21 protein-coding genes, 1 tRNA gene and 1 riboswitch are annotated in these 25243 nt (G+C 38.6%); of the genes, 9 read left to right on the top strand and 13 right to left on the bottom strand.

The window, feature by feature from the left end; translation table 11 throughout:
• Positions 1–111 precede the first annotated feature (111 nt).
• From AA650_RS13430 to AA650_RS13420, 3 genes are all read right to left on the bottom strand, one after another.
• Entirely contained in the window at positions 112–999 is an 888-nt protein-coding gene (locus tag AA650_RS13430; RefSeq protein ID WP_053539396.1) for a hypothetical protein, read from the bottom strand.
• 60 nt (positions 1000–1059) lie between these two features.
• Positions 1060–1569, bottom strand: coding sequence for a hypothetical protein (locus AA650_RS13425; RefSeq protein ID WP_053539395.1), 510 nt, complete (start codon positions 1567–1569; stop codon positions 1060–1062).
• Between the two features lie 139 nt (positions 1570–1708).
• The gene (locus AA650_RS13420) at positions 1709–2356 is read right to left on the bottom strand and encodes a class I SAM-dependent methyltransferase (protein ID WP_053539394.1); all 648 of its coding nucleotides are present in this window, start codon (positions 2354–2356) and stop codon (positions 1709–1711) included.
• A gap of 111 nt (positions 2357–2467) precedes the next feature.
• Here AA650_RS13420 and AA650_RS13415 point away from each other — a divergent pair, with 111 nt between their 5' ends.
• Both AA650_RS13415 and AA650_RS13410 read left to right on the top strand, forming a co-directional pair.
• Positions 2468–4120 (top strand): ArnT family glycosyltransferase, encoded by a 1653-nt coding sequence (locus AA650_RS13415; protein WP_053539393.1) that lies wholly within the window; start codon positions 2468–2470, stop codon positions 4118–4120.
• 332 nt (positions 4121–4452) lie between these two features.
• Positions 4453–5319, top strand: coding sequence for a hypothetical protein (locus AA650_RS13410; protein ID WP_053539392.1), 867 nt, complete (start codon positions 4453–4455; stop codon positions 5317–5319).
• A 189-nt stretch (positions 5320–5508) separates the two neighbouring features.
• Here the strand turns inward: AA650_RS13410 and AA650_RS13405 are convergent, their stop codons facing one another.
• From AA650_RS13405 to AA650_RS13380, 5 genes are all read right to left on the bottom strand, one after another.
• Positions 5509–6342: an ABC transporter ATP-binding protein gene (locus AA650_RS13405; protein WP_053539391.1), complete on the bottom strand. Its 834-nt coding sequence runs from the start codon at positions 6340–6342 to the stop codon at positions 5509–5511.
• A gap of 17 nt (positions 6343–6359) precedes the next feature.
• Entirely contained in the window at positions 6360–7802 is a 1443-nt protein-coding gene (locus AA650_RS13400; protein WP_053539390.1) for an ABC transporter substrate-binding protein, read from the bottom strand.
• 67 nt (positions 7803–7869) lie between these two features.
• The gene (ntrB, locus tag AA650_RS13395) at positions 7870–8715 is read right to left on the bottom strand and encodes a nitrate ABC transporter permease (RefSeq protein WP_053539389.1); all 846 of its coding nucleotides are present in this window, start codon (positions 8713–8715) and stop codon (positions 7870–7872) included.
• Between the two features lie 98 nt (positions 8716–8813).
• A riboswitch (cyclic di-AMP (ydaO/yuaA leader) is annotated at positions 8814–9010 on the bottom strand.
• A gap of 510 nt (positions 9011–9520) precedes the next feature.
• Positions 9521–10195, bottom strand: a complete 675-nt coding sequence (gene rnc / locus AA650_RS13385) for a ribonuclease III (protein ID WP_053539388.1) — start codon at positions 10193–10195, stop codon at positions 9521–9523.
• 600 nt (positions 10196–10795) lie between these two features.
• Positions 10796–11512 (bottom strand): GUN4 domain-containing protein, encoded by a 717-nt coding sequence (locus AA650_RS13380; RefSeq protein WP_053539387.1) that lies wholly within the window; start codon positions 11510–11512, stop codon positions 10796–10798.
• A gap of 330 nt (positions 11513–11842) precedes the next feature.
• On the opposite strand from AA650_RS13380, the gene AA650_RS13375 reads away from it, so the two are divergent.
• Positions 11843–13264, top strand: coding sequence for an NADP-dependent isocitrate dehydrogenase (locus AA650_RS13375; RefSeq protein WP_027401596.1), 1422 nt, complete (start codon positions 11843–11845; stop codon positions 13262–13264).
• Positions 13265–13403: 139 nt separating this feature from the next.
• Here AA650_RS13375 and AA650_RS13370 read toward each other — a convergent pair whose 3' ends face one another.
• Positions 13404–13865: a hypothetical protein gene (locus AA650_RS13370; protein ID WP_039200761.1), complete on the bottom strand. Its 462-nt coding sequence runs from the start codon at positions 13863–13865 to the stop codon at positions 13404–13406.
• Between the two features lie 762 nt (positions 13866–14627).
• Between AA650_RS13370 and AA650_RS13365 the strand changes: the two genes are divergently transcribed.
• Together AA650_RS13365 and AA650_RS13360 are read left to right on the top strand one after the other, a co-directional pair.
• On the top strand, positions 14628–15131 hold the full coding sequence (locus AA650_RS13365; RefSeq protein ID WP_039200762.1) for a DUF4112 domain-containing protein: 504 nt from the start codon (positions 14628–14630) through the stop codon (positions 15129–15131).
• Between the two features lie 19 nt (positions 15132–15150).
• Positions 15151–16086 carry an alpha/beta fold hydrolase gene (locus tag AA650_RS13360; protein ID WP_039200763.1) on the top strand — a complete coding sequence of 312 codons (936 nt, stop codon included), beginning with the start codon at positions 15151–15153 and terminating at the stop codon, positions 16084–16086.
• A gap of 499 nt (positions 16087–16585) precedes the next feature.
• Here AA650_RS13360 and AA650_RS13355 read toward each other — a convergent pair whose 3' ends face one another.
• Together AA650_RS13355 and AA650_RS13350 are read right to left on the bottom strand one after the other, a co-directional pair.
• Positions 16586–17101, bottom strand: a complete 516-nt coding sequence (locus AA650_RS13355) for a hypothetical protein (RefSeq protein WP_053539386.1) — start codon at positions 17099–17101, stop codon at positions 16586–16588.
• A gap of 196 nt (positions 17102–17297) precedes the next feature.
• Entirely contained in the window at positions 17298–18359 is a 1062-nt protein-coding gene (locus AA650_RS13350) for a D-alanine--D-alanine ligase family protein (RefSeq protein WP_053539385.1), read from the bottom strand.
• A 257-nt stretch (positions 18360–18616) separates the two neighbouring features.
• Here AA650_RS13350 and AA650_RS27925 point away from each other — a divergent pair, with 257 nt between their 5' ends.
• On the top strand, positions 18617–18778 hold the full coding sequence (locus tag AA650_RS27925) for a hypothetical protein (RefSeq protein ID WP_160170607.1): 162 nt from the start codon (positions 18617–18619) through the stop codon (positions 18776–18778).
• A gap of 45 nt (positions 18779–18823) precedes the next feature.
• On the opposite strand, the gene AA650_RS13345 is transcribed toward AA650_RS27925, so the two are convergent.
• Entirely contained in the window at positions 18824–20233 is a 1410-nt protein-coding gene (locus AA650_RS13345) for a lysophospholipid acyltransferase family protein (RefSeq protein WP_053539384.1), read from the bottom strand.
• A 116-nt stretch (positions 20234–20349) separates the two neighbouring features.
• Between AA650_RS13345 and AA650_RS13340 the strand changes: the two genes are divergently transcribed.
• Entirely contained in the window at positions 20350–20982 is a 633-nt protein-coding gene (locus tag AA650_RS13340; RefSeq protein ID WP_053539383.1) for a DUF938 domain-containing protein, read from the top strand.
• 75 nt (positions 20983–21057) lie between these two features.
• Here the strand turns inward: AA650_RS13340 and AA650_RS13335 are convergent.
• Positions 21058–21130: transfer RNA gene (locus AA650_RS13335), tRNA-Ala, on the bottom strand.
• 79 nt (positions 21131–21209) lie between these two features.
• Here AA650_RS13335 and trhO point away from each other — a divergent pair.
• Together trhO and gcvP are read left to right on the top strand one after the other, a co-directional pair.
• Positions 21210–22097, top strand: a complete 888-nt coding sequence (trhO, locus tag AA650_RS13330; protein WP_053539382.1) for an oxygen-dependent tRNA uridine(34) hydroxylase TrhO — start codon at positions 21210–21212, stop codon at positions 22095–22097.
• Positions 22098–22282: 185 nt separating this feature from the next.
• Positions 22283–25153, top strand: coding sequence for an aminomethyl-transferring glycine dehydrogenase (gene gcvP, locus AA650_RS13325; RefSeq protein ID WP_053539381.1), 2871 nt, complete (start codon positions 22283–22285; stop codon positions 25151–25153).
• The last annotated feature ends 90 nt before the right edge of the window (positions 25154–25243 follow it).

Genomic DNA, 25243 nt, shown 5'->3' with positions numbered 1-25243 from the left:
GCGTCCATCTTCTTCCATCTGCGGTTAATTATTTCTTCTTGTACTTCAAAATATAGTGGTTATCGCTAGAATTCAATAAAATAGAGGGCGCAGACCCTGCGCCCCTACAGACTAAATTTCAGCTACGGCTCGTTCAATTAAACGTCGTGCTAAAGTCTGAGTTCCTGTGTGTTCATAGTAATTTGTAGACACATCTATAAATGCTGCTAGATAATCTAGCTTGTCATCAGCAATTTGTGTGAAAGATTGCAAATTACTAATTACTTTTTGTGGAGTTAGATTATGGCTGTTCACAAGTCCACTCATCCAACCGCTAACTGATTGAAAACTGTTACCGATAAAGTCGAGTTTACCAGAATCGCTATTGCCAGGAATAGTATTTTTGATGCTTTGGAAAGTCTGGTTTTGGTTTAAATCCTGGGGACTCATTCGACTAATCCCAGATAAGGCTTTGTTAATAAAATCTGGTCCAAGGGGTATTAAACCATCAACACAAACTAATGCCACCATGCGGATAAGTGACTCACCACCATACTCACCTAAAGAGCCGACAAAATCGCCGATACTATCTCCAGGAATGCCATTAATTTGACAAAAGGCGACGACTTCAGCTACTAATTTCAGGGTTAAGTCAATGGTTTGAGCTTTGTCTGGTTTGGGAGTCAGGGAGTTTAAAAAACCGAGCATGGGAATGTTTTCCCCAATTTTATTAGCCAAAGCTGCTGCACCCAAAGCCTTATCTGCACCGTCAACGGTTTGATAAAGCCAGAGGGCGGTTTGATATCCTTGGGATTTATCGTTAAATAAATAAATTGCTCTTTCGCCAATTTGTTGAATTAAGTCTTCGTCAGTCTCCCCGGTAACAGTTTTAATGGTATTCACAAAACCAACTGTATTTTCCCATTCTCCAGGAGCAACAAAATCTAAAGCGTTCAACATGGAAACAGTCAAATTACTGGTTGGTAGTTCGTCAACTAGCTGCTGAATTGGTTTACTCACAAAATTCTCCTTATGTATGTTTTGTATTAACGTCGGTTGTTAGTTAGGGAAGCGATTAAACTATTTCAACGTTGCTAAACCATCAAGATTAAATTTTCCTATCCAAGCTGCGCGATCGCTCGCAGTAAATGATGGACTTTTAGAAATCACCTTCACTTGGTACTTATTCACTAGCACAGAAGTTTGAGTATTACCAACTTTTACTGCGGGATAACCACCTATTTTTTCGGTGCTATTAGCAAATTTAGCCGCTGCCCCTGGTATGCTACTAGTATCAGAAATAGCGAGTTGGGCAACTACCTTACCACCCTTTTTCAAGTTTGCCTCAGAAAAGCCCTTTTTCTCTTGGGTGTAGACTCGATCATAGCCATCTCCGCCACTGGGGAAGAATTCATTTAATTTACTACCCTGAGTTGCATTTTTAACTACTGCCTGTCCACTTCTTTGCTTCGTACTTTCCTGTTGTACTTGATCAAAACGACTGGGTGCTTTTGTCGCGCAAGCTGTAGTCAGTAGTACAATTGATAGCAGTACAGCAGCTAAAACTCTCCGCCCACGATTTATCACCATTTTTGGCTTCTCCTTGATACTTGAGCTTGTGAGGCAATTATCAACTATTTTGTCACTTACAAACTAGAAAATTTACTTTTAAATAATGATTGGAGGTAGTGATCATCACAAAATATTTGGATATTTTTGTAGTACAAGACTACGCGAGACGTTGAGCTATCACTGCATAAAAAGGATCTCCACCTGCTACTCCCAACCACTGCAAGAAAATTGGTGCTGTTGAGGTCGAACAAATCACTTCCGGGGTCGTGAATCCAGGAACTGAGGTAAAATAGCCCTTGACCAATTCTACTCTAAAAGCTTCCGAACCATCTCGCCAGGCTTGAATTGCCTTTTGAAAAAACATCCGGTTAGAAAAACTAATAATTGCGATCCCACCGGGTTTAAGAATGCGGTGTATTTCCGAAAATATAGCCTCTGGGTATTGGATATATTGCACAGAAACACAGTTAATAACAGCATCAAAGTCTTGATCTGGAAAAGGTAACTGGAGATTTGTATTGAGATTTTGGACAAAATAATGATTTAATTGAGTATTTCGGGCTAGTTCTTCAGCATTTAGTCCATGTCCTTGTACATGAGCAAAATCTATCTCTGTAGGTAGATGCGATACCCAGCTACTCATTAAATCAAGAACACGCATATTTGCTCGAAGTCGCTGATAATATAAATCAGTTAATTGTTGAATAAAACCATTATCTACATGAGTGACAAAGCGAGGGTAATTATAGAATAACTGATCATCCGATTCATCTAACTTAATCCGTTGATTTGGTTGCAGTAGCATAAATGTCTTTTTTACCTGATCTAAAAATTTTGGCTAGTATTCTAATTGGTAAGTTAGTTTTGATAACTTCACTTATTTTACATGAAAAATACTATATTTTACAATTCATAAATGTTTTTTAAATCACCACGAATCATCAATATTATCCAATTAATTCGGCTATTTTGGCAATTCCCATATTGCAAGTTATTAATTTGGCTACTTCCTTTATTGTTATTTACTTCTGGGGAAACCAGTCTCATGGCTCATGATGAAACACTTTATGCTTTGAGAGCCAGACAAATGTTGGAAACAGGTGATTGGGTATCACCTTGGGGTCATCCTCATCATAAGACCCCTGGTTTTTATTGGTTAATTGCTATTTTTTATCAAATATTTGGCGTTAGTGATACAACCGCGAGAATACCGACAATGATTGCGGGAATTTTGAGCATATTTGTTATTTATAAAGTGGGAGAAATTCTTTTATCTCAAAAATTAGCATTTTGGGGAATTATTATTCTCAGCGTAGAATTTTTGTGGATACAATATTGTCGGTTATCAACACCAGATTTACCAACTATATTATTAGTATTTATAGGAATTTTCTTTTTATTAAAATCTGATATAAATCCTCAAGAACGATATTTATATGGTTTTATCACCGGGGTGAGTTTTGGCTTAGGTTTTTTGATAAGAAGTTTAATGATTTTTCTGCCAATGATGGCATTATTACCTTATTTAATCATAGATCATCGTCGTCATCGTCATTTAACTAACCCCATGTTGTATTTAGGGTTTTTGGTCGGTTTAATTCCTACCTTAATTTGGCTTTATTTTAGCTGGTTACGTTATGGTAGCGATAGTATTGCAGCTTTATTGGGATTTGTTATAGAACTAGGTAGTCATGAACAACATAGAAATGGCATTTTATTTTATGTATGGAATCTAGCTTTAAAATCTTTTCCTTGGTTCTTTTTTAGTTTATTAGGAATAACATTAGTAATTCGGTATTCAATTTCTAAATATCCATTAATATTAATCGGGTTTCCCGTTATCTTATTTACTGAATTGAGTATATTTTCCACTCGTTTATCTCATTATAGTCTTTGCATTTATCCATTTATTGCTTTTTTATCTGCGGTGGGTTTAGATTGGTTAGGAAAAATTTACCAAAAAGGATTTGATGATCAATATTCATCTCATGAGATGATTTATTTACCAAGAAATATCAGTTGTGCTTGGGGAATATTAGGCATAATTTTAGTTTTAGCCGGAATAAGTATTTTAGTTTGGGGTGAGGTAAATATTCACAAATATGCAATTCTGATGATATGTTCTGGTTTTGGTAGCTTAATTGTGCCGTTAATCTGGATAGGTAAGTTTTATTATCACCGTAAGTTTTTAACTTCTCATTATTGGCTAGGTAGCTTATTAATTAGTTGTTGGTTATCTGTAGCTACAGCAGGTAATTTAGGTTTGTTAGGTGATTTCAACCCAGATTTTAGAGTATTTTACAAACAAGAAACAATTAATAAAGTTTTGCATAATCATCCGATTAACTTTGTTAAAGGTAAAGGATTTAATGATAAAGAATCTCTGCTAATTTACTTCTATACACCTCAATATGGGAAGAATGTAGATTTAGTTTCCCAGTTACCTATTTTGAGTTATGCTTGGATTTACCAACCGAGTTTTGTTGAGTTACCAATACATTATCGGGTTATTGGTAGTTTTAAAGATTATCAATTAATTCAGGTTGTATCTAAAAAAATTCTGATATAGGAGTAATATTTTATTTTTGATAACTAGTAGTCTGTCAAATAAATTTTGACGGATAAAGAAGAAATGAACCACGTTCGCGGAGCGTGCCGTAGGCATTAGGACGCAAAGAGCGCGAAGAAAGAAGGAAGAAGAAAAATTTATTTACCCGTCAATTAGTTCTTGACAGACGACTAAGGTATGTTAGCTACAGCGTAACTCACCATGATATTAAAATTTCTCAAATATCATTCATGATTTCTATTTTTATATGTGAAAATTCCTGATAAATATTAAAAGTATAATTTAGGTTTATGTTAAAATACGGGAATATTCTCGATTATTGTAATTTCACCATGAAAAAATTAATTCCCGCAATTGCTGTCATTCTTAGCTATGTATCTTTGATAGGTTGTGATAACGCACCCAAGGTTGCAGTTCAAGAAAATTCGAGTAATAGTGTTACTGAAAGTCCAACGGAAACTTCTCCAGTAGCAGTCAGTGAAAAAGAAGATAAACAAGCATCAGAAACACAAAGAAATAAAGATAATAAAGAACATAAGAGAAAATTTTTTCGTAATAATCTAGATAAAAATACTAAAACGGGTACAAGTATAAAACCCAAGGAGGGAACGGTTACAAAATTAGTCAATGGTGATTTAATGTGTTACGTCACTTTAGTAGATAAAAAAGGAATTGAACACAATGTTGGGGCGACTTTTGAAATGTGTGCTGATGAAAAAAAGGTGTTAAATAAAAAAGTTAATGCCGTTTATGAAATCCAATCAGTGAGTGATTGTCAAAGTGCAGAACCTTGTGGTAAAACTCGCAAGGAATCCATTATTACAAAAATGGAAGTTGTAAATGCAGGTGTAGAGGAAAAATCACCAAGCAGTAATTCCCAAAGTGGTAAATCACAAACTTTAAGTAATGATAAATGGACAATTACTTTGAGTAATACTGATTCTTGGAATGGAGTTAATGGTACGGGAGATGTCAGTTATCAAGGATGTGATACTAATGGTAAATGTCTCCAGTTAACAGGTGGTAAAGTCTCCTGTCGAGATGGTAAATGTGTTACAGGTTGGAAAAATGGGGATTATGTCTACATTTTAGAACAACCTATAACTGAAGATGGAAATTCTACCTCCACTTTAATAGTGAGAAAAGATAATACTGAAATTTTAAACTCTCCGGGCTTAAAAGTTGTCTCTGGTAATTAGGGAACAAAAATTTGGCGTTGCTGATTAAGGGTATGAATTTTAGTCTCACGCCAAGGCGCAATCACGCACTGAGGTTTGAGTTTTAAAGGTTCAATTTGGGAATTTCATACCTCGATATGGCTACGCCACGCAGGCTATCAGCAACGCCAAAAATTTAAGCAAATCTGGTCAACTACGGGGGGTTTGTCCCTACTCTGGTGTGAAATTTTGATCAAGAAAATTCAGAGCATGATTGCGAAGTTCAAAATATTCTGTGGAGTTACGCATGGCTATTCTATCTCTGGGATGTTCAAAAGGAACTTTTAAAATTTCTCCTATTTTTGCCGATGGTCCATTCGTCATCAAAATAATTCGGTCTGACATATAAATTGCTTCGTCAACATCATGGGTAATCATCATGACTGCTTGACGATGATGTTCCCAAATATCTAATACTTGACGTTGTAATTTACCACGAGTTAAGGCATCCAAAGCCCCAAAAGGTTCATCCATTAATAACATTTTGGGACGAATTGCTAAAGCCCTAGCAATACCAACCCTTTGTTTCATTCCTCCAGAAATTTCATCAGGGTATTTATCTGCGGCTGGGGTTAAGTTTACCATTGCTAAATGTTCATTGACAATGCTAATTTTTTCGGCACGGTTGGCATTTTTCAAAACTTCATCTACTGCTAAACGGATATTTTCGCGGACAGTTAACCAAGGTAATAATGAATAATTTTGAAATACCATCATTCTATCGGCTCCTGGTTTACGAATCTCTTTTCCATCTAAGCGAACTGAACCAGATGTAGCTTTTTCAAAACCACCAATTATTTTTAATAATGTGGATTTACCACAACCAGAATGACCAATTACAGAAATATATTCATCTTCCTTAATAGTCAAATTAACATGATCTAAAACTGTGAATTTTCCTTTGTCCTGGGTTGGATAGGATTTAACTAAATTTTCGATTTCTAAAAATCCGTTACGGGGCAAAGTTTCTGTAATATTATGTTGGGATGAAGTTATATATTCCATAATTAATTACCTATTTTTTAGGATAAAAAAAACTGAGAAGGAGCGTTAGCACGGATATCAAAACTATGAAGATATCCTACAGGATTACTAGGATCAAATCCTTTTTTATCTATAAATGCTTCAGGAGGTTCAACTTTATAATCATCTTTGGGACATTCAATTCCCATTTCTGCGGCTATCTCTCGATATAAATCGGTTCTCCAACCTTTTGCGGCTACTTCTTCAGCATTTTTAGGAATTTCTTTGATTTGTCCCCACCGTGCTGCTTGAGTCATTAACCAAAGACTGCGAGAACGCCATAAAAATGTAGAATGTTCCCCTTTTTCGAGGGGAATACTGTTAGGAAGATCATAAAAAATTGTGGTGTCATCTGCTTTGATAGTGCGGTCTTTGCCATCAAAACCACCATAATTATAATTGCCAATAATTCCCGGTCCAGTAAATTTAGTAATAGGCACACCCGGCTTTTTAGGTTTCGCACCAGTAAATGATCTTTCTGTCAGTAATTCGGCTATTTCTTGACGATTTTCGGGTTTGCTACAATATTGACAAGCTTCAATCATTGCCTTTACCAAAGAACGGTAAGTTTTAGGATAATTAACAATAAAAGATTCCATTACACCCAGGAGTCTATCTGGATGTCCGTGCCAAATTTCCTTACCTTGAGCGAATGTAAAACCAATACCTTCATTACCTGTAATTGCTCTAGTATTCCAAGGTTCGGCGACCATGTAAGCTTGCATTGCCCCAATTCTCATGTTTGTTACCATTTGCGGTGGTGGAACAATTATGACCCGAAATTCTTTAAGAGGATCAACACCCGCAGCAGCAGAAAGATAGCGAGCAAAGTATTCATAAATGGCAGAACTGAGGACTACAGCCCAGATTTTCTTTTCTGGGGGTTGTTTGTCAAAATAGCCGCGAAAGTCCTTCCCAAAGGCTTCTAAAGCCCCATCACCGTATTTTTGTTGATATTCATACCAGGGACGAATGCCATAGTCCCACATATCCCGATTCATGGTCATGGCGTTACCATGTCGGTGGATGGTCATTGCTGCACATAAGGGGGCATGACGCGCACCTTCTGCACCTATTCTAGCGTTGGTAACAGCACCGGAGACGACGGGGGAAGCGTCGAGACGACCGAAAATTAAGCCGTCGCGGGAGGTAGCCCAACTGGCTTCGCGGTTGAGTGTAACATTTAAACCATATTTGCGGAAAAATCCTTTTTTCCAAGCGATCGCAAATGGCGCACAATCATTAACAGGAACATAACCCACAGTAATGTCCGGTTTTTCTAAATCTTGGGATTTGACTACTGGTATCACCGCTAAAGCTTCTTCTGTTAGTCCCTTCGCAGATTTATCTCCCGAAACAGCACAGGATGATAATATTATTCCCGCAGTTGTCGCCCCCATTCCTGCAATAAAATCTCTGCGAGTTAAATGATTTTCAGTCATAGTAATTGATAATTATATTTGAAAAATTCTTTTCATCCTCTCTGCGCCTCTGCGTGAGATAAAATCATCAACTTCCTGGACGGTGAGTAACTAACTCTTGAAGTTTGCCCACACCGTAATCTAAAATCAACCCAGTTAAGCCAATTATAAACACTGCTAAAAATACAGAACTCAGATTTAAACGACTCCATTCATCCCAAACAAAAAAGCCAATTCCTATTCCACCTGTCAACATTTCTACAGCCACAATTACCAACCAAGCAATACCTAAACTAATTCGCAAACCTGTAAAAATATAAGGCAAACTAGCAGGTAGAATAATTTTAGTAATCTGTCGCCAACGGGGCATTTCTAGGACTTGTGCTACATCTAAATAGTCTTTTGGTACACTAGAAACTCCTAATGCTGTATTAATAATAGTTGGCCAGAGGGAAGTAATGAAAATCACAAAAATAGCGGAAGGATCTGCTAAATTAAACAGAGATAAAGAAATTGGCAACCAGGCTAAGGGTGATACAGGTTTGAAAATCTGAATAATGGGATTAAAAGCCAGCATTGCGGGTCTTGAAATTCCAATCAAAAAACCCAAGGGAATTGCTACTAATGCCCCTAAACCAAATCCTAATATTACCCGCCGTAAACTGGCTAATAATAACCAACCAATTCCTAAATCACCTGGACCTCTCTCATAGAATGGATGTAAGATATAGTCCCAATTGGCAATTAAAGCTTCCGGTGGTGTGGGCATTAATTCATGGTTAGCTAGTGCTACTACCCACCACAATAAAATAATTCCTAAACAGCCGAGTGCGGGAAATACGAAAGTATCTTGAAAAATTACTGGTTTGGTTTTTCTCCAAATAGCTTTTCCAGCAACTGCGACAATGGCAGCTAAATTTAGTTGCAATATCATTTATTTCACCTCAGCAGAGTTAAGCTTGGTTATGGAAACATTAACTAGTACCAACCTTGGACACTGATAAGATCAGAAATAATTAAAATTCTGTCTCTTCAGTCTCCTCTCAATGCCTACGAAGTTAGCTGACGGGCTAAGGTTGAGAGATACCTTTTTTTGCTTGATTTTAGATTTGATTTGAGTTTTAAATCTTAAATTCCTAAATTAGTCAAGACAAAAATACGCCCCACAATTTGGTTCCTCCGTTCCAGCACTATTAAATTAAATGTACTGGATTAAGCTGACTTACTCAATTCTGAATCATGATAGAACATTAACATTTATATTCAGTAATAACATCAGTATTCGTCATGAATAATAGTTTCCGGCGATTATAAATCGCTACTACACAGGCTAAGTCCACCTGCGTGAACTAATGAAAAATCAAGGGTTTGAAACCCATGTATCCCTTAGAGGATGTTTTAAAAGTGGTATCCCGTAATTTTCATCATATTGTTACCCCCCTTAAGTAGGTTGGCGTTGAAAATTGTCGTCATAGCAAGGCAAGAGGCAAGAGTAAAGAAGTTTTCAGGGATTTTACGTTTCTTTACACAGTTTGGTTTTATTGAAACAAGAAAATCCAGTTCCCTCCCCTTTATAAGGGGAGGGTTAGGGAGGGGTAAAACATTTGATACAGCAATCATGACTTTTCAAACACCCTCTCACGGGACAGCAGGAATAGATGAGTTCTGTCTGTGTAGCTGCGAATTATATTCGCCAATACAAGCAGAAAATCAACAATTATCAAGTTAATAACCATTTTCTACAAGTTATCTAACGCATTTTCAGCAGCAGCTTTTTCTGCATCTTTTTTATTGCGTCCTTGTCCTTTTCCCCGCCATATTTCTTTCCCATTCACTACTTCAAAGACATCAGATTCAAATATTGGTGTATGAGATTGTCCACCTATTTGTCTTGTAACATATTTGGGTGGAGTTGTGTTACCACTACTTTGTACCCACTCCTGAAGGCGGTTTTTTGAGTCTACATTAGAGCGAGATACAACAATATTCTCAGGTACAGAGGCAAAAAGTTTTTCTACAATAGGGCGAAGTAATGCAATATTGCAATTTTTATCTCGATAATAAGCACCAATAACTGCTTCAAAGGTACTACTTAATAAGTTAGGATTATTATATCCTCCATCAAGAATTGCACCTTGTCCTAAACGGATTCTCAAGTCTAAACCTACTTCAATCGCAAATTTTGCTAATTGTTTTTCATCTACTAATGCAGAACGACGACGAGTTAATTCATCTTCTCCTTTTTCTGGATGAAGTTCATAGAGATATTCACCGCTTAAAAAATTGAGAATAGCATCACCAAGAAACTCTAGGCGCTCGTTATGTTCTTCTCCTGGGTGTTCGTTGACATAAGAACGGTGAGTTAGTGCTTGATTAAGTAATGTTTTATCTTGGAAAATTAAAATATCGTGCATTTTATGTTCCTCTTATTAAGTTTCTCTAAATTGCAGTTGATTAATTTCAGATTCCAGATTTCTCAAACAAGTTGGGGATCTAACAAACTCATATATATTGCGATTAGAGACTTCCAAATAAAAGAATATCCTCAAATTTCTTGTGGTGCAATCCGAAAATAATAATAAGTAGTGAGACAGAATTAATTACACAATGTCATTGCGTAAGCGTAGCGTGGCGTTAGCCATATGGAACGAAGTGAAATGAAGCAATTCCAAGGGTTGTGATTGCTTCCCTTCCCTCGCAAACCCACAAGAGGAACGCGGTAGCGTTGGAGGCTTCGCGTCTTCAGACCGAAGGGGAAAACGCACACAGGCGAATTAATTGCCTTCAATATTCGTGATACAATTAAATTGTCACTAAAGACGTAAAAAGCTACCGGGGGACTCTCGGAAAGTTACGCTTGTCAGATATGATTTCGCCCGTCAGGGCAAACGAAATCAGGGCAAGAACCCAAATATTTAAGGCAATGCCTGAAACTGGGATAACTGAGGGATATAGACTGAAACTCTCTAGAGAATCTCCGCGTCTTTAGACCGGAGAGTGTCAAAGTAAAAGGTCTACTTAATCCAAGCTGGATGGGACAATAAAGAAGACATGGTTCGCACCCCGCGCAGTTGGTTAGAGAGCGGTAGATGACCTCTAGGGGCGCTTAAATCCCATGTGAACCCGTTGGGATATCTTGTCCAGTTATTACCATTCTTCCAGTTGATTTTTGGCCATAAGTTGACCCAATTTTTACTTAAACCTAACCAAATTTCGCGCTGGACAGAGAAGCCAAATTTACCTTCTGAGTGAACTACCCAGAGTTGATTGATAGTGCGTAAGTCTTGAATTGGTAAACCTTCTACCTCGGTAAAGTATAGCCATTTTCTTTGTACTGCTTGGGGACTTGCCGCTTCACACATTTTTTGAATTGTCAAGAGATCAGCCGCTTGAAAATCTTGATTGGCAAGTAACTTTTGCAAAGAATTGTAACTGATCCCACAGTCCGATTTTAGGGGTACAATTCCTTCAGGAAAGTTAGTTTGTAGAAATTCTTGATCTGTCGGTGCATTAGTATTATAGATGACTTGGTAGACTTTACCATCAATCCAAGTTGCTGGGGTATCACGACGTTTCAGCAAAAATTCCTTCAACACATCTAACCCATCATTACCCAAGTCAGCTAACTGCGGGATGATTTGTTGTTGGACTTTTTCGGACCCAGCGATTAACTTTTGGCGGAGGGAGTCGAGATCATTTGTAGTGCCTGATACAATCATTGGGTCTGTCATGCCGTTACTCGTGTTAGCGTGAGCGTGAATAAACTATCTATTGCTATCGGTTATTCTACAAAATGAAGGACGAATAGCGAAGTGAATTTGCAAAGTCTTTGAGTGTGTGTCTGAAAAAATTACTCCCAGTGGACTGTGCAAATCCTAACTAACAATACTTTATCAGGTAAGGGGTCATAGAATCCAGGGGTTACTGTAATGATCTTAGGGCGCAAGACCTGGATCTTAGGGCGCAAGACCTGGATCTTAGGGCGCAAGACCTGGATCTTAGGGCGCAGGCCCTGCGCCCCTACGAACTTGTGAATTTCTTCTATTTGGAATGTGTGAATTATGTACGAAAAGATTACTCCTCCCACTATCGGCGCGAAAATTACCTTCAAAAATGGTGAACCGGTTGTTCCTGAAAATCCAATTATTCCTTTTATTCGCGGTGATGGTACGGGTATAGATATTTGGCCAGCGACGGAAAAGGTGCTGGATGCGGCGATCGCTAAGGCATACAAGGGCAAAAGAAAAATTAGCTGGTTTAGGGTTTATGCTGGTGATGAAGCCTGTGATCTCTATGGTACATACCAGTATTTGCCCCAGGATACATTGACGGCGATTAAAGAATATGGCATAGCTATTAAGGGTCCTTTGACTACTCCTGTCGGTGGGGGGATTCGGTCTTTAAATGTGGCATTACGCCAAATCTTTGATCTTTATACTTGCGTGCGTCCTTGTCGTTATTACGCTGGAACTCCTTCTCCCCACAAAACTCCTGAAAAACTGGATGTGATTGTTTATCGGGAAAATACGGAAGATATTTATTTGGGGATTGAGTGGAAGCAAGGTAGTGAAATCGGCGATCGCCTGATAAAATTCTTGAATGAGGAATTGATACCTGCTACCCCAGAACATGGTAAAAAGCAAATTCCCCTGGACGCTGGTATCGGCATCAAACCCATCAGCAAAACCGGTTCTCAGCGTTTGGTGAGACGTGCCATTAAACACGCTTTGTTATTGCCCAAAAATAAGCAACAAGTCACCTTGGTGCATAAAGGCAATATCATGAAATACACAGAAGGCGCTTTCCGGGATTGGGGTTATGAATTAGCAACCAGCGAATTTCGTCAAGAGTGCGTGACAGAACGGGAATCTTGGATTTTGGGTAATAAGGAAAAAAACCCCAATATTTCCTTAGAAGAAAATGCCCATGAAATTGATCCTGGTTTTGATTCCCTGACTCCAGAGAAAAAAGCCCAAATTGTCAAGGAAGTTGAAACCGTTCTCAATACAATTTGGGACAGTCACGGAAACGGTAAATGGAAAGAGAAAATCATGGTCAATGATCGCATTGCTGATAGTATCTTTCAACAAATCCAAACTCGACCAGATGAGTATTCTATTCTGGCGACAATGAACCTGAACGGTGATTATTTATCCGATGCTGCTGCTGCTATTGTTGGCGGTTTAGGTATGGGTCCAGGGGCAAATATTGGCGACTCCTGCGCGATTTTTGAAGCTACTCATGGGACAGCACCAAAGCACGCGGGCTTAGACAGAATTAACCCCGGTTCGGTGATTCTTTCCGGTGTGATGATGCTGGAATATATGGGTTGGCAAGAAGCCGCAGATTTAATTAAAAAAGGATTGGGTGATGCGATCGTCAATGGTCAAGTTACTTATGACTTAGCGCGGTTAATGGAACCACCTGTACAACCATTAAAGTGTTCTGAATTTGCAGACGCAATCATCAAACATTTCGGTTAATTTCTACTATTCTCAAATTAAGATCCCCGACTTCTTTAAGAAGTCGGGGATCTAAGCATCACATAATTGAAATGATTGCTGTATCAAATGTTTTACCCCTCCCTAACCCTCCCCTTATAAAGGGGAGGGTTAGGGAGTGTCAATCACCTCCTGTATTTTTGCTGCCCGCTCTTAAACGGGCTAAACTATCAATAGCATCACCTAAAGCTGTAGTAAGACTTTTTCGAGTTTGAGCGTGATTTTCTTGCTCAAGTTTCAAAGCTTGTAATAGACAATCACGTTCCTGTATGACTTCTAACAATTGAGTTTGTAACTCTTCTATAGAATTAAACTGGGAAATTTCTTGCTGAATAGCTGTAGTCATATCAGTTCCTGTTTCCCCATTAACAACCGAAAATTTTTGGACTTCAGCCTTTATAGACACCATAGCTTCTTGGTGCATTTTTGCGTCTACACGCCGTTGTTCTGCTTCGGTATTATAAAGTTGTCGCCATTTTTGCGAACTTTCCCAAGCTTCATCTCGTTCCCGCTGAAATTTCGTCATCTGTTGTGTGAGAGACTGAATTTCGGTTAACCATTTTTGTGTGAGATCTTGAGTCATAGAAGTTTTTTGTAGTAGAGATAGGTTTAACCTTTTTGATAGAACCAATAGAGTAGTAGACTAGAAAAAAATTATCAATGTTGATTGTCACCGAATAACTCAATCTAAGTAGGTTGGCGTTGAAAATTGTCGTTATGGCAAGGCAAAAGGCAAGAGGCAAGAGGCAAGAGTGAAGAGGGTTTAGGCGATTTTACATTTCTTTACACAGTTTGGTTTTATTGTGTTCACCTACTTAGTCAGAGCTTAAATATGTTGAGAGATAAATTTGCAAACAACTTGGGAATTAGTCAAGCTCGTAAAAAACAAGTATACCTGGATATATGTAGGGTTTGCTGATAGCGTAGCGCGGCGTAAGCCATAAAAGTTATCTGTGAGGGTAGGGGAACTCTTAACTGGGTACAGGGAACAGTTTCAGCCTGGATAGTCTCAATTTCCCATAAGTAGGTTGGCGTTGAAAATTGTCGTTATGGCAAGGCAAAAGGCAAGAGGCAAGAGGCAAGAGTGAAGAAGTTTTCAGCGATTTTACGTTTCTTTACACAGTTTGGTTTTATTGTGTCCACCTACTTATCCGATCAGGAAAAATGCAACTGTTTTGAGACACCATTAGCTAAAAACTTGCACTTTTTTATGATCAAAATATGCAAAATCCTTATTGGTAAATGGTTCTAGCTTTATTCAGCCAGCCCTAAATATGAAAAAATTTGAGTTAAGAAAATGAGATAATAAGAAAGTTGATCACTCAGTCAGTGGAAATAATTAATAATGCCTAATTCTTCTGAACCATTTGTAATTACACCTGATGGTTATGCACCTCGATTAAAGCGTCTACGTCAATTTAGTGGACTATTAGATAATATAATTACTATTCCCGGAACACAAATAGGAGTCGGGTTAGATCCAATTATTGGATTACTACCCATAGGTGGTGATGCTTTAGGATTAATATTTTCATTTTATATTATCATGGAAGCCGCACAATTAGGCGTACCCGTAGCCACATTAGGACGGATGGTAATGAATGTAATTGTAGATTCCTTAGTTGGGGCTATTCCCATGTTAGGAGATTTGTTTGATTTTGCTTGGAGAGCGAATAATTACAATATCATTTTATTGGAAGCAGCTTTAAAATCTCCGCATCAAAATCAAAAAGCAGATAATTCATTTATCCTCATTTTTAGTATTGGCTTATTTCTACTGGCTATTGTTTTAATATCCATACCCGTGATATTAATAAGAATATTATGGCAAATTTTTACTGGTAGTTAAATGACTTATCTATAAAATCATGAAAGATTGGTGGCAAGATAATTTTCCTCAAGGGCGGCAAAATCTGATTATTAATGATTCTCAAGGTTATCCAATTCAAATAGCCTATGGTGAAAAAGGTAACGGGAGACCGCTGATTTTATTACATGGTTTAGGCAGTTGGAGTTATAATTGGCGGCATAGTATTGAACCATTATCTCGATATTTTCGAGTAATTTGTTGTGATTTTAAATGTTTTGGTTTTTCAGAAAAGCCCGTATCTCGTCGAGAAGAAACAGGACATCAAATTATTGAATTAAAACGCATTATTCAAGCTTTATGTGATGAACCACCGATAATTGTCGCCGAATCTATAGGGGCATTAATTTCTCTGGGATTAGCTGGTAAAAGTCCTGATTTAATCGGACGGTTAGTAGTAATTAACGCTCCTATTTTTACAGAAACTTTACCTCATTGGTCTATGGGTTTACTGGCACAAACACCAATAGAAATTATCCATGCAATTGATGATTTACGTCTTGCATATTGGTTTGCACCTTTAGTCAGAGAAGTGATGGGAGCAGAAAGACGCAAGGTATTATATAATCCTTCATTATTAACAGAAGAAGATATTTATTGGATTACTTACCCATTCATTGAAATTCCGGGGACTTTGGTAAAAGTGGCTGAAGAGTTACAAATTGCTGCTCAAGAAATTGAGAATTTGCGAAAAAATCAGCCAAGTATGCTGAAAAATATTCAAAATAATCTCAAAAATATTGAATGTCCAACTTTGGTTTTATGGGGTGATCAAGATAGTTGGTTTCCTGTTAGTCATGGAGAAAAATTACATCAACATTTGCCTAATTCTCGCTTACAAATTTTGCAAAACTGTTATCATGATGCGTCAACTGGTTCTGCTGATGTGGTGAATGCAGCAATTTTAGAGTTTTTAAAAGAGACCGATTTCTGTTGAATTTTGAAAATTGACTAATGATAGAAATTCAGGCAATTTTCCGTACCTGCCTCGTACCTGCGCTAAAACCCTCTAAGATACAAGGTTGTTATAAATAAAAAGAGAGTGGGAGAAGGCATACCAAAAGCCTAAAATCTCCCACTCTACATTTACTGCTGTAGCGTTTGGGAACATATATAAATACTGCCAGTTATTTAGGGGGGTTGATTTAACAACGACAGTATTGATATGCGGTTAATATTCCCTTTGCAGCAAATGTCAAATCTGATTATTGTGATTATTTTTGATTCAATTAATGGTCAATCAAGTGTTTATAAATCATTGTTATTTACGCTGAAAAATGTGAGCATAAATTAAGGGATTGTCTGAAATAATCAATATTTAGTAAACGTTAATAACCACAGAATTGAGGTTGTTTATCTTGCATCAATGTAACTTAGGTAATTAAAACTTGGTTGCCAAGTTGGCATTTTCTTGAAAGTCTTGTATTGCTAGGTTTTCAGAGAAATCGTGAATCTTGTCTGTCTTTGACAAATTCTGTATTGGCATGAAGGGGATAGATTTTTTCTGGAGGCGAAATTATGAGCAAATTTTTACTATTAGTGGGTTTATAACGCTTTCGGGAGGGCATTTTTTGACTATTGCGATGGCGTTGACTAGTTCTTGTGCTTTCTTTGGAATTTTGTAATAGGTAGAAAATTACCAACGAACCGCTGGAACAGCAGAAGATGACGGCAATGATCAACCATAGAGGTAGGGGATTACTAGTATCGGAAAATGTAGAAATGGTTGATTGTACGGGGATATATGGAGTTTCTGCCTGTTTTACCTGTGGCACATAGCCAATATAAATTAGTTGATTATAGGCAATAATTACAAATCCTATCGGAATTATTAACAAACTCAAGAACCAGATTCCAGGGTATTTTTTCAGTAGATTTACTAGAATTCTTCCAGTGTTTCGCTTTTCTTTTAACTCTTGTTCATTATCCATCACATTAATCACATAAATCATATAGGAATCCGGTTTGATTCCTGAATTTTCCGTTGAGTTAGGGAACAGGGAACAGGGAACAGGGAACAGGGAAGAAGGATTTCAGTATGTACCGAGTTCTGTTCAAAAATCAAATAGGAGTCCTATATTTATGACAATAGGAAAAAGAAATATTTTCCCCTTTTAACTAATCCGCTATCTCCTATCCCTAATCCCCTTAATTAATGGGAGAATGCCTGGCGATCGCTAGTTGAATTAACTGATGTACTAATTGGGCAAAGGGTATACCCGTATTAGCCCAGAGTTGGGGATACATACTTGTGGAGGTAAACCCTGGGAAAGTGTTAATTTCGTTAATAAAAAGTTCTCCGGTAGCTTCTACATAGAAAAAGTCTACTCTGGATAAACCAGCGGCATCAACAGCCGCAAAGGCTTGTAAAGCCATGTCTTGAATTTGCTGTGCTACTGTATCTGGTAAATTTGCGGGAATGAATAAATCGGCTTTCCCAGGGGTATATTTGGTTTCGTAATCGTAAAAATCACTATTAAAGGTAATTTCACCAACAACGGAGGCTTTGGGGTTTTCGTTACCTAAAACGGCACATTCGACTTCTCTGGCTACAACTCCAGCTTCGACAATAATTCGCCTATCATGGGTGGCGGCATTATCTAAAGCTGTTTCTAATTCTTGACGCGATCGCACTTTGGCAATTCCCACCGACGAACCTAGATTAGCAGGTTTGACAAAGCAGGGATAGCCCAATGTGGCTTCAATTTCATCACACAGCTTGGGAAATACACAAGCATTTGACCAAACTTGCTCTCTGCTGACAGCAATATATTTTACTTGAGGTAATCCCGCTTGGGCAAAAGCCATTTTCATGGCAATTTTATCCATTCCTATGGCTGAACCCAAGACTCCAGAACCCACAAAGGGAACTTGCATCAAAGTTAGTAAACCTTGAATTGTACCATCTTCGCCATTAGGACCATGAAGCACGGGAAACCAAAGATCAACTTCTTGAGTTTCTGGAGGAAATTGCCATAAATTAGGGGTTATGGAGGGGATTTCATGGGGAACACCAGATGTTAAAACCTGTTGTGCAGTAACTCCTGCTTGCCAACTGCCATTCTTTTGAATGTAGAAAGGTAAAACTTCGTATTCTTTAGCATTTTCTTCTAAAGTGAGGGCATGGGCGATCGCCCCGGCTGAAATTATTGAAACCTCATGTTCTCCAGAACGTCCACCAAACAGTAAACCCACCCGTAACTTAGTCATTTTCTTCTATATCTCCACAGATTCGCAATTTCTATTATCACCAAAAAAAGGGAACAGGTCATATCAAATCCGGTTAAATTCACATAGTAAGTAACTGAACAAAAATATTGACAGTCATTGCGAGGGAAGGGAAGCAATCACAACCCTTGGAATTGCTTCATTTCACTTCGTTCCATATGGCTAACGCCACGCAAGGCTTACGCAATGACATTGTGTAATTAATTTTGTCTCACTACTTAAAGCTGTGGTTAGTTTGCGTGGACATATTTTCTATTTTCATACTTCAATTTACCAATATCGGGGTTTCTGGTTTTTTGGCGATCGCTCTCAGCAAGTATAATAAAGTAGATGAGGTCATCTCAAAATATTTTGATGTTCCTTTACCTGAAGATATTTTGAATAGTTTCGCCGATAGATGAAACTATTACAAAACCTCTTCGCGCCTCTGCGTCTGGAGTGTGAACTTAGTCCTGAATTAACCCTTCCAACATCACTTGTAAATCCTGCGTCAACTCACTTACACCCTTTCGCAAAGCTTGTTTATTCCCTTGACAATTTTCCCATCTTGTATTCACATTAATCGGTTCACCAACAAAAATCATAGCTTGTTTCCAACCTAAACGCGGTCTTCCTGGTAAAGTAGAATTCTGAATGCGAGACAACATATCAAACATTAATAAAAGCGTTTCTGCAAATCTTTCTGGTGTGGGTTTTTCGAGAATATAATCAGCAGTAACCGCCACAAAACTTTCAGCAATTCTCATATGCTGCATTTTTAAATCGGCTTCTTCAGCTACCCAATCAGCTAGACCCCGTTTAAAAGGTGGTAAACTTGGAATATCGGCAATATCGTCTCGATAAATATAATTCCAACCAGCATCCTCTAAACGGCGACATCTATCAATAAAATTACCTTGAGGCTGGATATTAAAATACTTTTCCGTAATTTTCAAAGCAGTGTCCATCAAACGGTGTAATCTAGTAGTTAACAATTCATTTATAGGAACTTCTGAACTGATAATTTCTGGAAAATCCTGATGATAGAAACGGCGATAAAATTCCTCCATTTCCGAAATTAGATATTCAGCTAAACGTAAAACCCGCTGATATAAAATTCCTTCCCGTTCCTTTCCATTTGTACTAAGTTCCGTCCCAGGTAAACCGCTATCAGCTTCCAATTTAGATAAAAGCCAATCTATTTTTTGCCAAGGGGGATTAACATAACTATATTTAATGCCAATAGGAATAATAAAAACCTGTTCTTCGCGGTTAGCCTTTTTTAAATCTTCCACACACCAAAAACCCAATTGCGCCACACCCGGTTCTAAAGGACTGACTATACTACTATGTCCATTTGTACCACCTTCAGGAGCGATCGCAATCGGCATTTCGGCATTAGCAAATAATTCCCTGGCCATTTGGATAGCGTTTCTGTCTACGCGCTTACCCCTACGAATTGGTACACCACCAAGTCTAGAAAATAACCATCCCAACCACTTTCCTGCCCATAAAGTCATTCCTCGTTCATACATAAAATGACTGTGAACAGGGTATTTGAGACTAATACCTTTTTCCCTGGCTGCCTGGGGGACAATCCGTGATAGTAGGTATAACATAGATAGAGGATCTTCCACCTCTGGGTGACGGAAAGCAATTAAAAATCGGACTTTACCTGCTTGAAATTCGTGGTATAATTTAGCTAAAACTTCGGCGTTTTTAGCTTCAATATTGACAATACCCGCAGGTAGCCAAGGTCTAGTTCTCACCCGCAAAATCAAAGGCAAAAACCAAGACACGACTTTAACAACGAAGGGATTATGACGTTGAGGAATAAATTTTAGGGGAGGTTGGGTAGAATGAATAGACTTAGGCAAATTGTTCTCCTGTAGTGTGGCGAAAAAAGCTAAAATTGAGCGATAGCGTTCGCGGTAGCGTCTCGAAGAGATAGCGAGACCTAGGAAGCGCTGCTAATTTAATTATCATAATCATAATGAACACACCCGCAGACCAGCGAAGATTTGCCCCCGCAACCCAGCGCAACCGCGAACCGATTCTAGAATTGCTTTTACAAATATTGCCTCAACATGGGACTATTTTAGAAATAGCCAGTGGCACAGGTGAACACGCTACATTTTTCTCCTATCACCTTGCACCTCGACAATGGCTACCTTCAGACCCTAACCCAGAACTGCGTGCTAGTATTAGCGCCTGGACTGAATTTTTCCCCTGTAAAGCCATGCAGCCACCCCTAGATTTAGATGCAAGTTCACCAATTTGGCCTGTGGAAAAAGAGATAATACCACAACCACCTATTTCTGCCATTGTCAATATTAACATGATTCATATTTCCCCTTGGTCATCCTGTTTAGGACTAATGGCAGGGGCTGGACGGATTCTGCCACCTGGTGGTATACTCTACTTATATGGTCCCTATAAACAAAATGGCGAACATACCGCACCCAGTAACGCTGATTTTGATGAGTCTTTACAAGCACAGAATCCAGACTGGGGAGTGCGTAACCTAGAAGATGTAGTTAAAGCTGCTGAAGCCCAAAATCTGATATTGCACCAAACTTACCCCATGCCAGCAAATAACCTTTCCTTAGTATTTAAACATAATTAGGGTTTGCTGGATTGAAATGCGGCTTTTATTCTTTGCGCCTTTGCGCCTTTGCGTGAGACGTATTTCGTAAATCAATGGAGGTTAGCGGACTCGAACCGCTGACATCCTGCTTGCAAAGCAGGCGCTCTACCAACTGAGCTAAACCCCCAAGTGTGTTTTTTATGTAAAAAGGGTTGATTTTACATAACTAAGTCATCATAAACTATTATTATTAATTTGCCAAGACCATGAACCAAGAAAATCAGACAGTTGTTGCTGCACTATATAAATTCGTGAATCTCCCTGATTGTAGAGAACTACAAGTAGCCTTATTATCCCTTTGTCAGTCACAAGGAATCAAAGGAACTATCTTACTAGCACAGGAAGGAATTAACGGCACAATTGCCGGTTCTCGTCAGCAAATTGACACAGTTCTAGCCTTTCTTCGCAATGATTCACGGTTTGCAGATTTAGAACATAAAGAATCCTACACAGAAATTCCCCCATTTGAGCGGTTAAAAATCCGCTTAAAGCCAGAAATTGTCACTTTAGGCTTACCAGAAGTAAACCCAGCGGAAAAAGTAGGAACTTATGTCAAACCCGAAGACTGGAATGATTTAATTTCTAACCCAGAAGTCACAGTCATTGATACCCGCAATGATTATGAAGTCACCATTGGGACTTTCAAAGGAGCAGAAAATCCGCAAACTCAGATATTTCGAGATTTTCCCGAATATGTACAAAAACATCTTGACCCCAAAAAACATAAAAAAGTAGCCATGTTTTGTACTGGAGGAATTCGTTGTGAAAAAGCCTCATCTTATTTACTTTCTCAAGGTTTTGAAGAAATTTATCACCTCAAAGGAGGCATTCTCAAATATCTAGAAGAAGTTCCCCAAACAGAAAGTTTATGGGAAGGAGAATGTTTTATTTTTGATGAAAGAATCACAGTTAGTCATAACTTAGAAACAGGAAATCAAGAATTATGCTTTGCTTGTGGATATCCCGTTTCCGAAAAAGATAAAACCTCCCCAGAATATGAAAAAAGTATTTCCTGTCCCCACTGTTTCCATACCTTAACACCCGAAAAAAGAAAACGACTACAGCAAAAATGGAAACATTACCAAACTAAATAAAACGTAAACCCACAAACTTGCCATAGGCGTAAATCTCTTCATTCTCCACCTCTGTGACCTCTGTGCCTCTGTGGTTAGTTAAAAAACCCTATTTACAACTCACATAGAATTGCTATAGAAAAAACCCTAATATCCAAAAGTGATCATTACAATATATTAATACAGAAACCTTTGGAGAACGATTTGTGGTAGCTAATCCCCCGCGCACTCAACCTCACACTAGTCAAAAATTAGGCAACTTTGCACAAAGACACATTGCACCAAAACCCGATGATGTTCAGCAAATGCTAGATTTATTAGGTCTTTCCAGCCTTGATGATCTGATTGATAAAACAGTACCACAGGCAATCCGGTTTCATCAAACCCTTAATCTACCAGCAGCGCAAAGCGAATACGCAGCACTGGCAAAATTAAAGCAAATAGCCGATAAAAATCAAGTTTATCGCTCATTTATCGGTATGGGATATTATGACTGTATTACCCCTACCGTCATTCAACGCAACATCTTAGAAAATCCCGGTTGGTATACAGCATACACCCCTTATCAGCCAGAAATTGCCCAAGGACGTTTGGAAGCGTTGTTAAATTTCCAAACCATGATTATTGACTTAACGGGTTTAGAAATTGCTAACGCTTCTTTGCTTGACGAAGGGACAGCAGCCGCAGAAGCCATGAGTATGAGTTATGGTGTGTGCAAAAATAAATCCCATAACTATTTTGTGTCTAGTGAATGTCATCCTCAAACCATTGATGTATTGCAAACACGCGCCAAACCTTTAGGCATAAACATCATTATCGGTGATCATCAAACTTTCGATTTTTCCGAAACTATCTTTGGTGCAGTTCTGCAATATCCCGCAACCGACGGGACAATTTACGACTACCGCAATTTTATCACAAAGTCCCATGCTCAGGGTGCATTGGTGACAATAGCCGCAGATCCTTTAAGTTTAACATTACTCACACCCCCCGGTGAATTAGGGGCTGATATTGCTGTAGGTAGTACCCAACGCTTCGGTATTCCCTTGGGATTTGGGGGACCACACGCTGCTTATTTTGCCACGAAGGAAGAGTATAAACGGCTCGTTCCAGGGCGTATTGTCGGGGTATCAAAAGATATTCATGGTAAACCTGCATACCGTTTAGCTTTGCAAACCCGCGAACAACACATCCGCAGAGATAAGGCCACCAGTAATATTTGCACGGCACAGGTTTTATTGGCAGTGATGGCGAGTATGTATGCAGTGTATCATGGACCAGATGGACTGAGAGCGATCGCCCAAAATATCCATGAACTAACTGCAACTTTAGCCGCAGGTTTGCAAAAGTTAGGTTATAAAATCAGTTCAGAAAACTTCTTTGATACCTTGCGGGTAGAATTAGGAAATACCAAATTAGAAGCAATTCTCGACGCTGCGAATGAGAGAAATATCAACTTGAGAATTTTTGATAATTCAACCGTAGGTATTTCCTTAGATGAAACTACCACAGAAGCAGATTTAATTGACCTTTGGCAAGTTTTCGCATTGAAAGATCAATTACCTTTTACCGTTGAAGAATTACCAATTTCTCATTCTCAATTATCACGTCAAAGTAAATATCTCACCCACCCAGTTTTTAACCGTTATCATTCTGAAACTGAGTTATTACGTTATTTGCATCAACTAGAAAGCAAGGATTTATCATTAACCACCTCAATGATTCCCTTGGGTTCTTGTACCATGAAGTTAAACGCAACTTCAGAAATGATTCCGGTAACATGGGCGGAATTTGGTAAAATCCATCCTTTTGCGCCAATTTCCCAAACTAGAGGTTATCAAATCCTGTTCCAACAACTAGAAGCATGGTTAGGAGAAATTACAGGTTTTGCCGGAATTTCCTTACAACCAAATGCAGGTTCTCAAGGTGAATATGCGGGACTTTTGGTAATTCATGAATATCATCAAAGTCGCGGAGAAGGACACAGAAACGTTTGTTTGATTCCGCAATCTGCACATGGAACAAATCCCGCGAGTGCGGTAATGTGTGGAATGAAAGTTGTGGGAGTTGCTTGTGATGATCATGGTAATATTGATGTTGAAGATTTAAAAGCCAAAGCTGAAAAACATAGTCATGAATTATCAGCTTTAATGGTGACATATCCATCAACTCATGGGGTATTTGAAGAAGCAATTCAAGAAATTTGTGCGGTAATTCATAGTCACGGTGGACAAGTTTACATGGACGGCGCTAATATGAATGCCCAAGTGGGTATTTGTCGTCCTGGTGATTTTGGTGCAGATGTCTGTCATTTGAACTTACACAAAACTTTCTGTATTCCTCATGGTGGTGGTGGTCCCGGTATGGGTCCCATTGGTGTCGCTTCCCACCTTGTACCGTTTTTACCCGGACATTCTGTGGTGAGAATGGGTGGTGATTTGGGTGCGGTTTCTGCTGCACCTTGGGGTAGTGCAAGTATCTTAGTGATTTCTTGGATGTATATTATCATGATGGGTGCAGATGGGTTGACGGAAGCAACCAAAATTGCCATTTTGAATGCTAATTACATGGCTAAGAAATTAGAGTCTTATTATCCGGTTTTGTATCAGGGAAAAAATGGTTTGGTGGCACATGAATGTATTTTAGATTTGCGAAGTTTGAAGAAATCAGCGCAGATTGAAATTGATGATGTTGCGAAGCGGTTAATGGATTATGGTTTTCATGCACCTACTGTTTCTTGGCCTGTTGCTGGGACAATTATGGTTGAACCAACGGAAAGTGAATCTAAACAGGAATTAGATAGATTTTGTGATGCTTTGATTGCGATTCGTGAGGAAGTTGCGGCAATTGAATCTGGTAAAATGGACATTCACGATAATGTTTTGAAAAATGCCCCTCACACTGCGGAAAGTTTGATTATTGGTGAGTGGAATCATCCCTATTCCCGTGAACAAGCTGCTTATCCTGCACCTTGGAATAAGGAATATAAGTTCTGGCCAAGTGTGGGGAGAATAGATGCTGCTTTTGGGGATAGGAATTTTGTTTGTTCTTGTTTACCGATGGAGGCTTATAGTTAATTTGTAGTCTCTAAGATCCCCGACTTCTGATATCAATTTATCATTTATTGGTGGGGTTGAAAAAAGAAGTCGGGGATCTGAATTTTTGTA

This window comes from Anabaena sp. WA102 (assembly GCF_001277295.1).
Lineage (GTDB): Bacteria > Cyanobacteriota > Cyanobacteriia > Cyanobacteriales > Nostocaceae > Dolichospermum > Dolichospermum heterosporum.
This window is presented reverse-complemented; position numbering and strand designations above follow the sequence as displayed.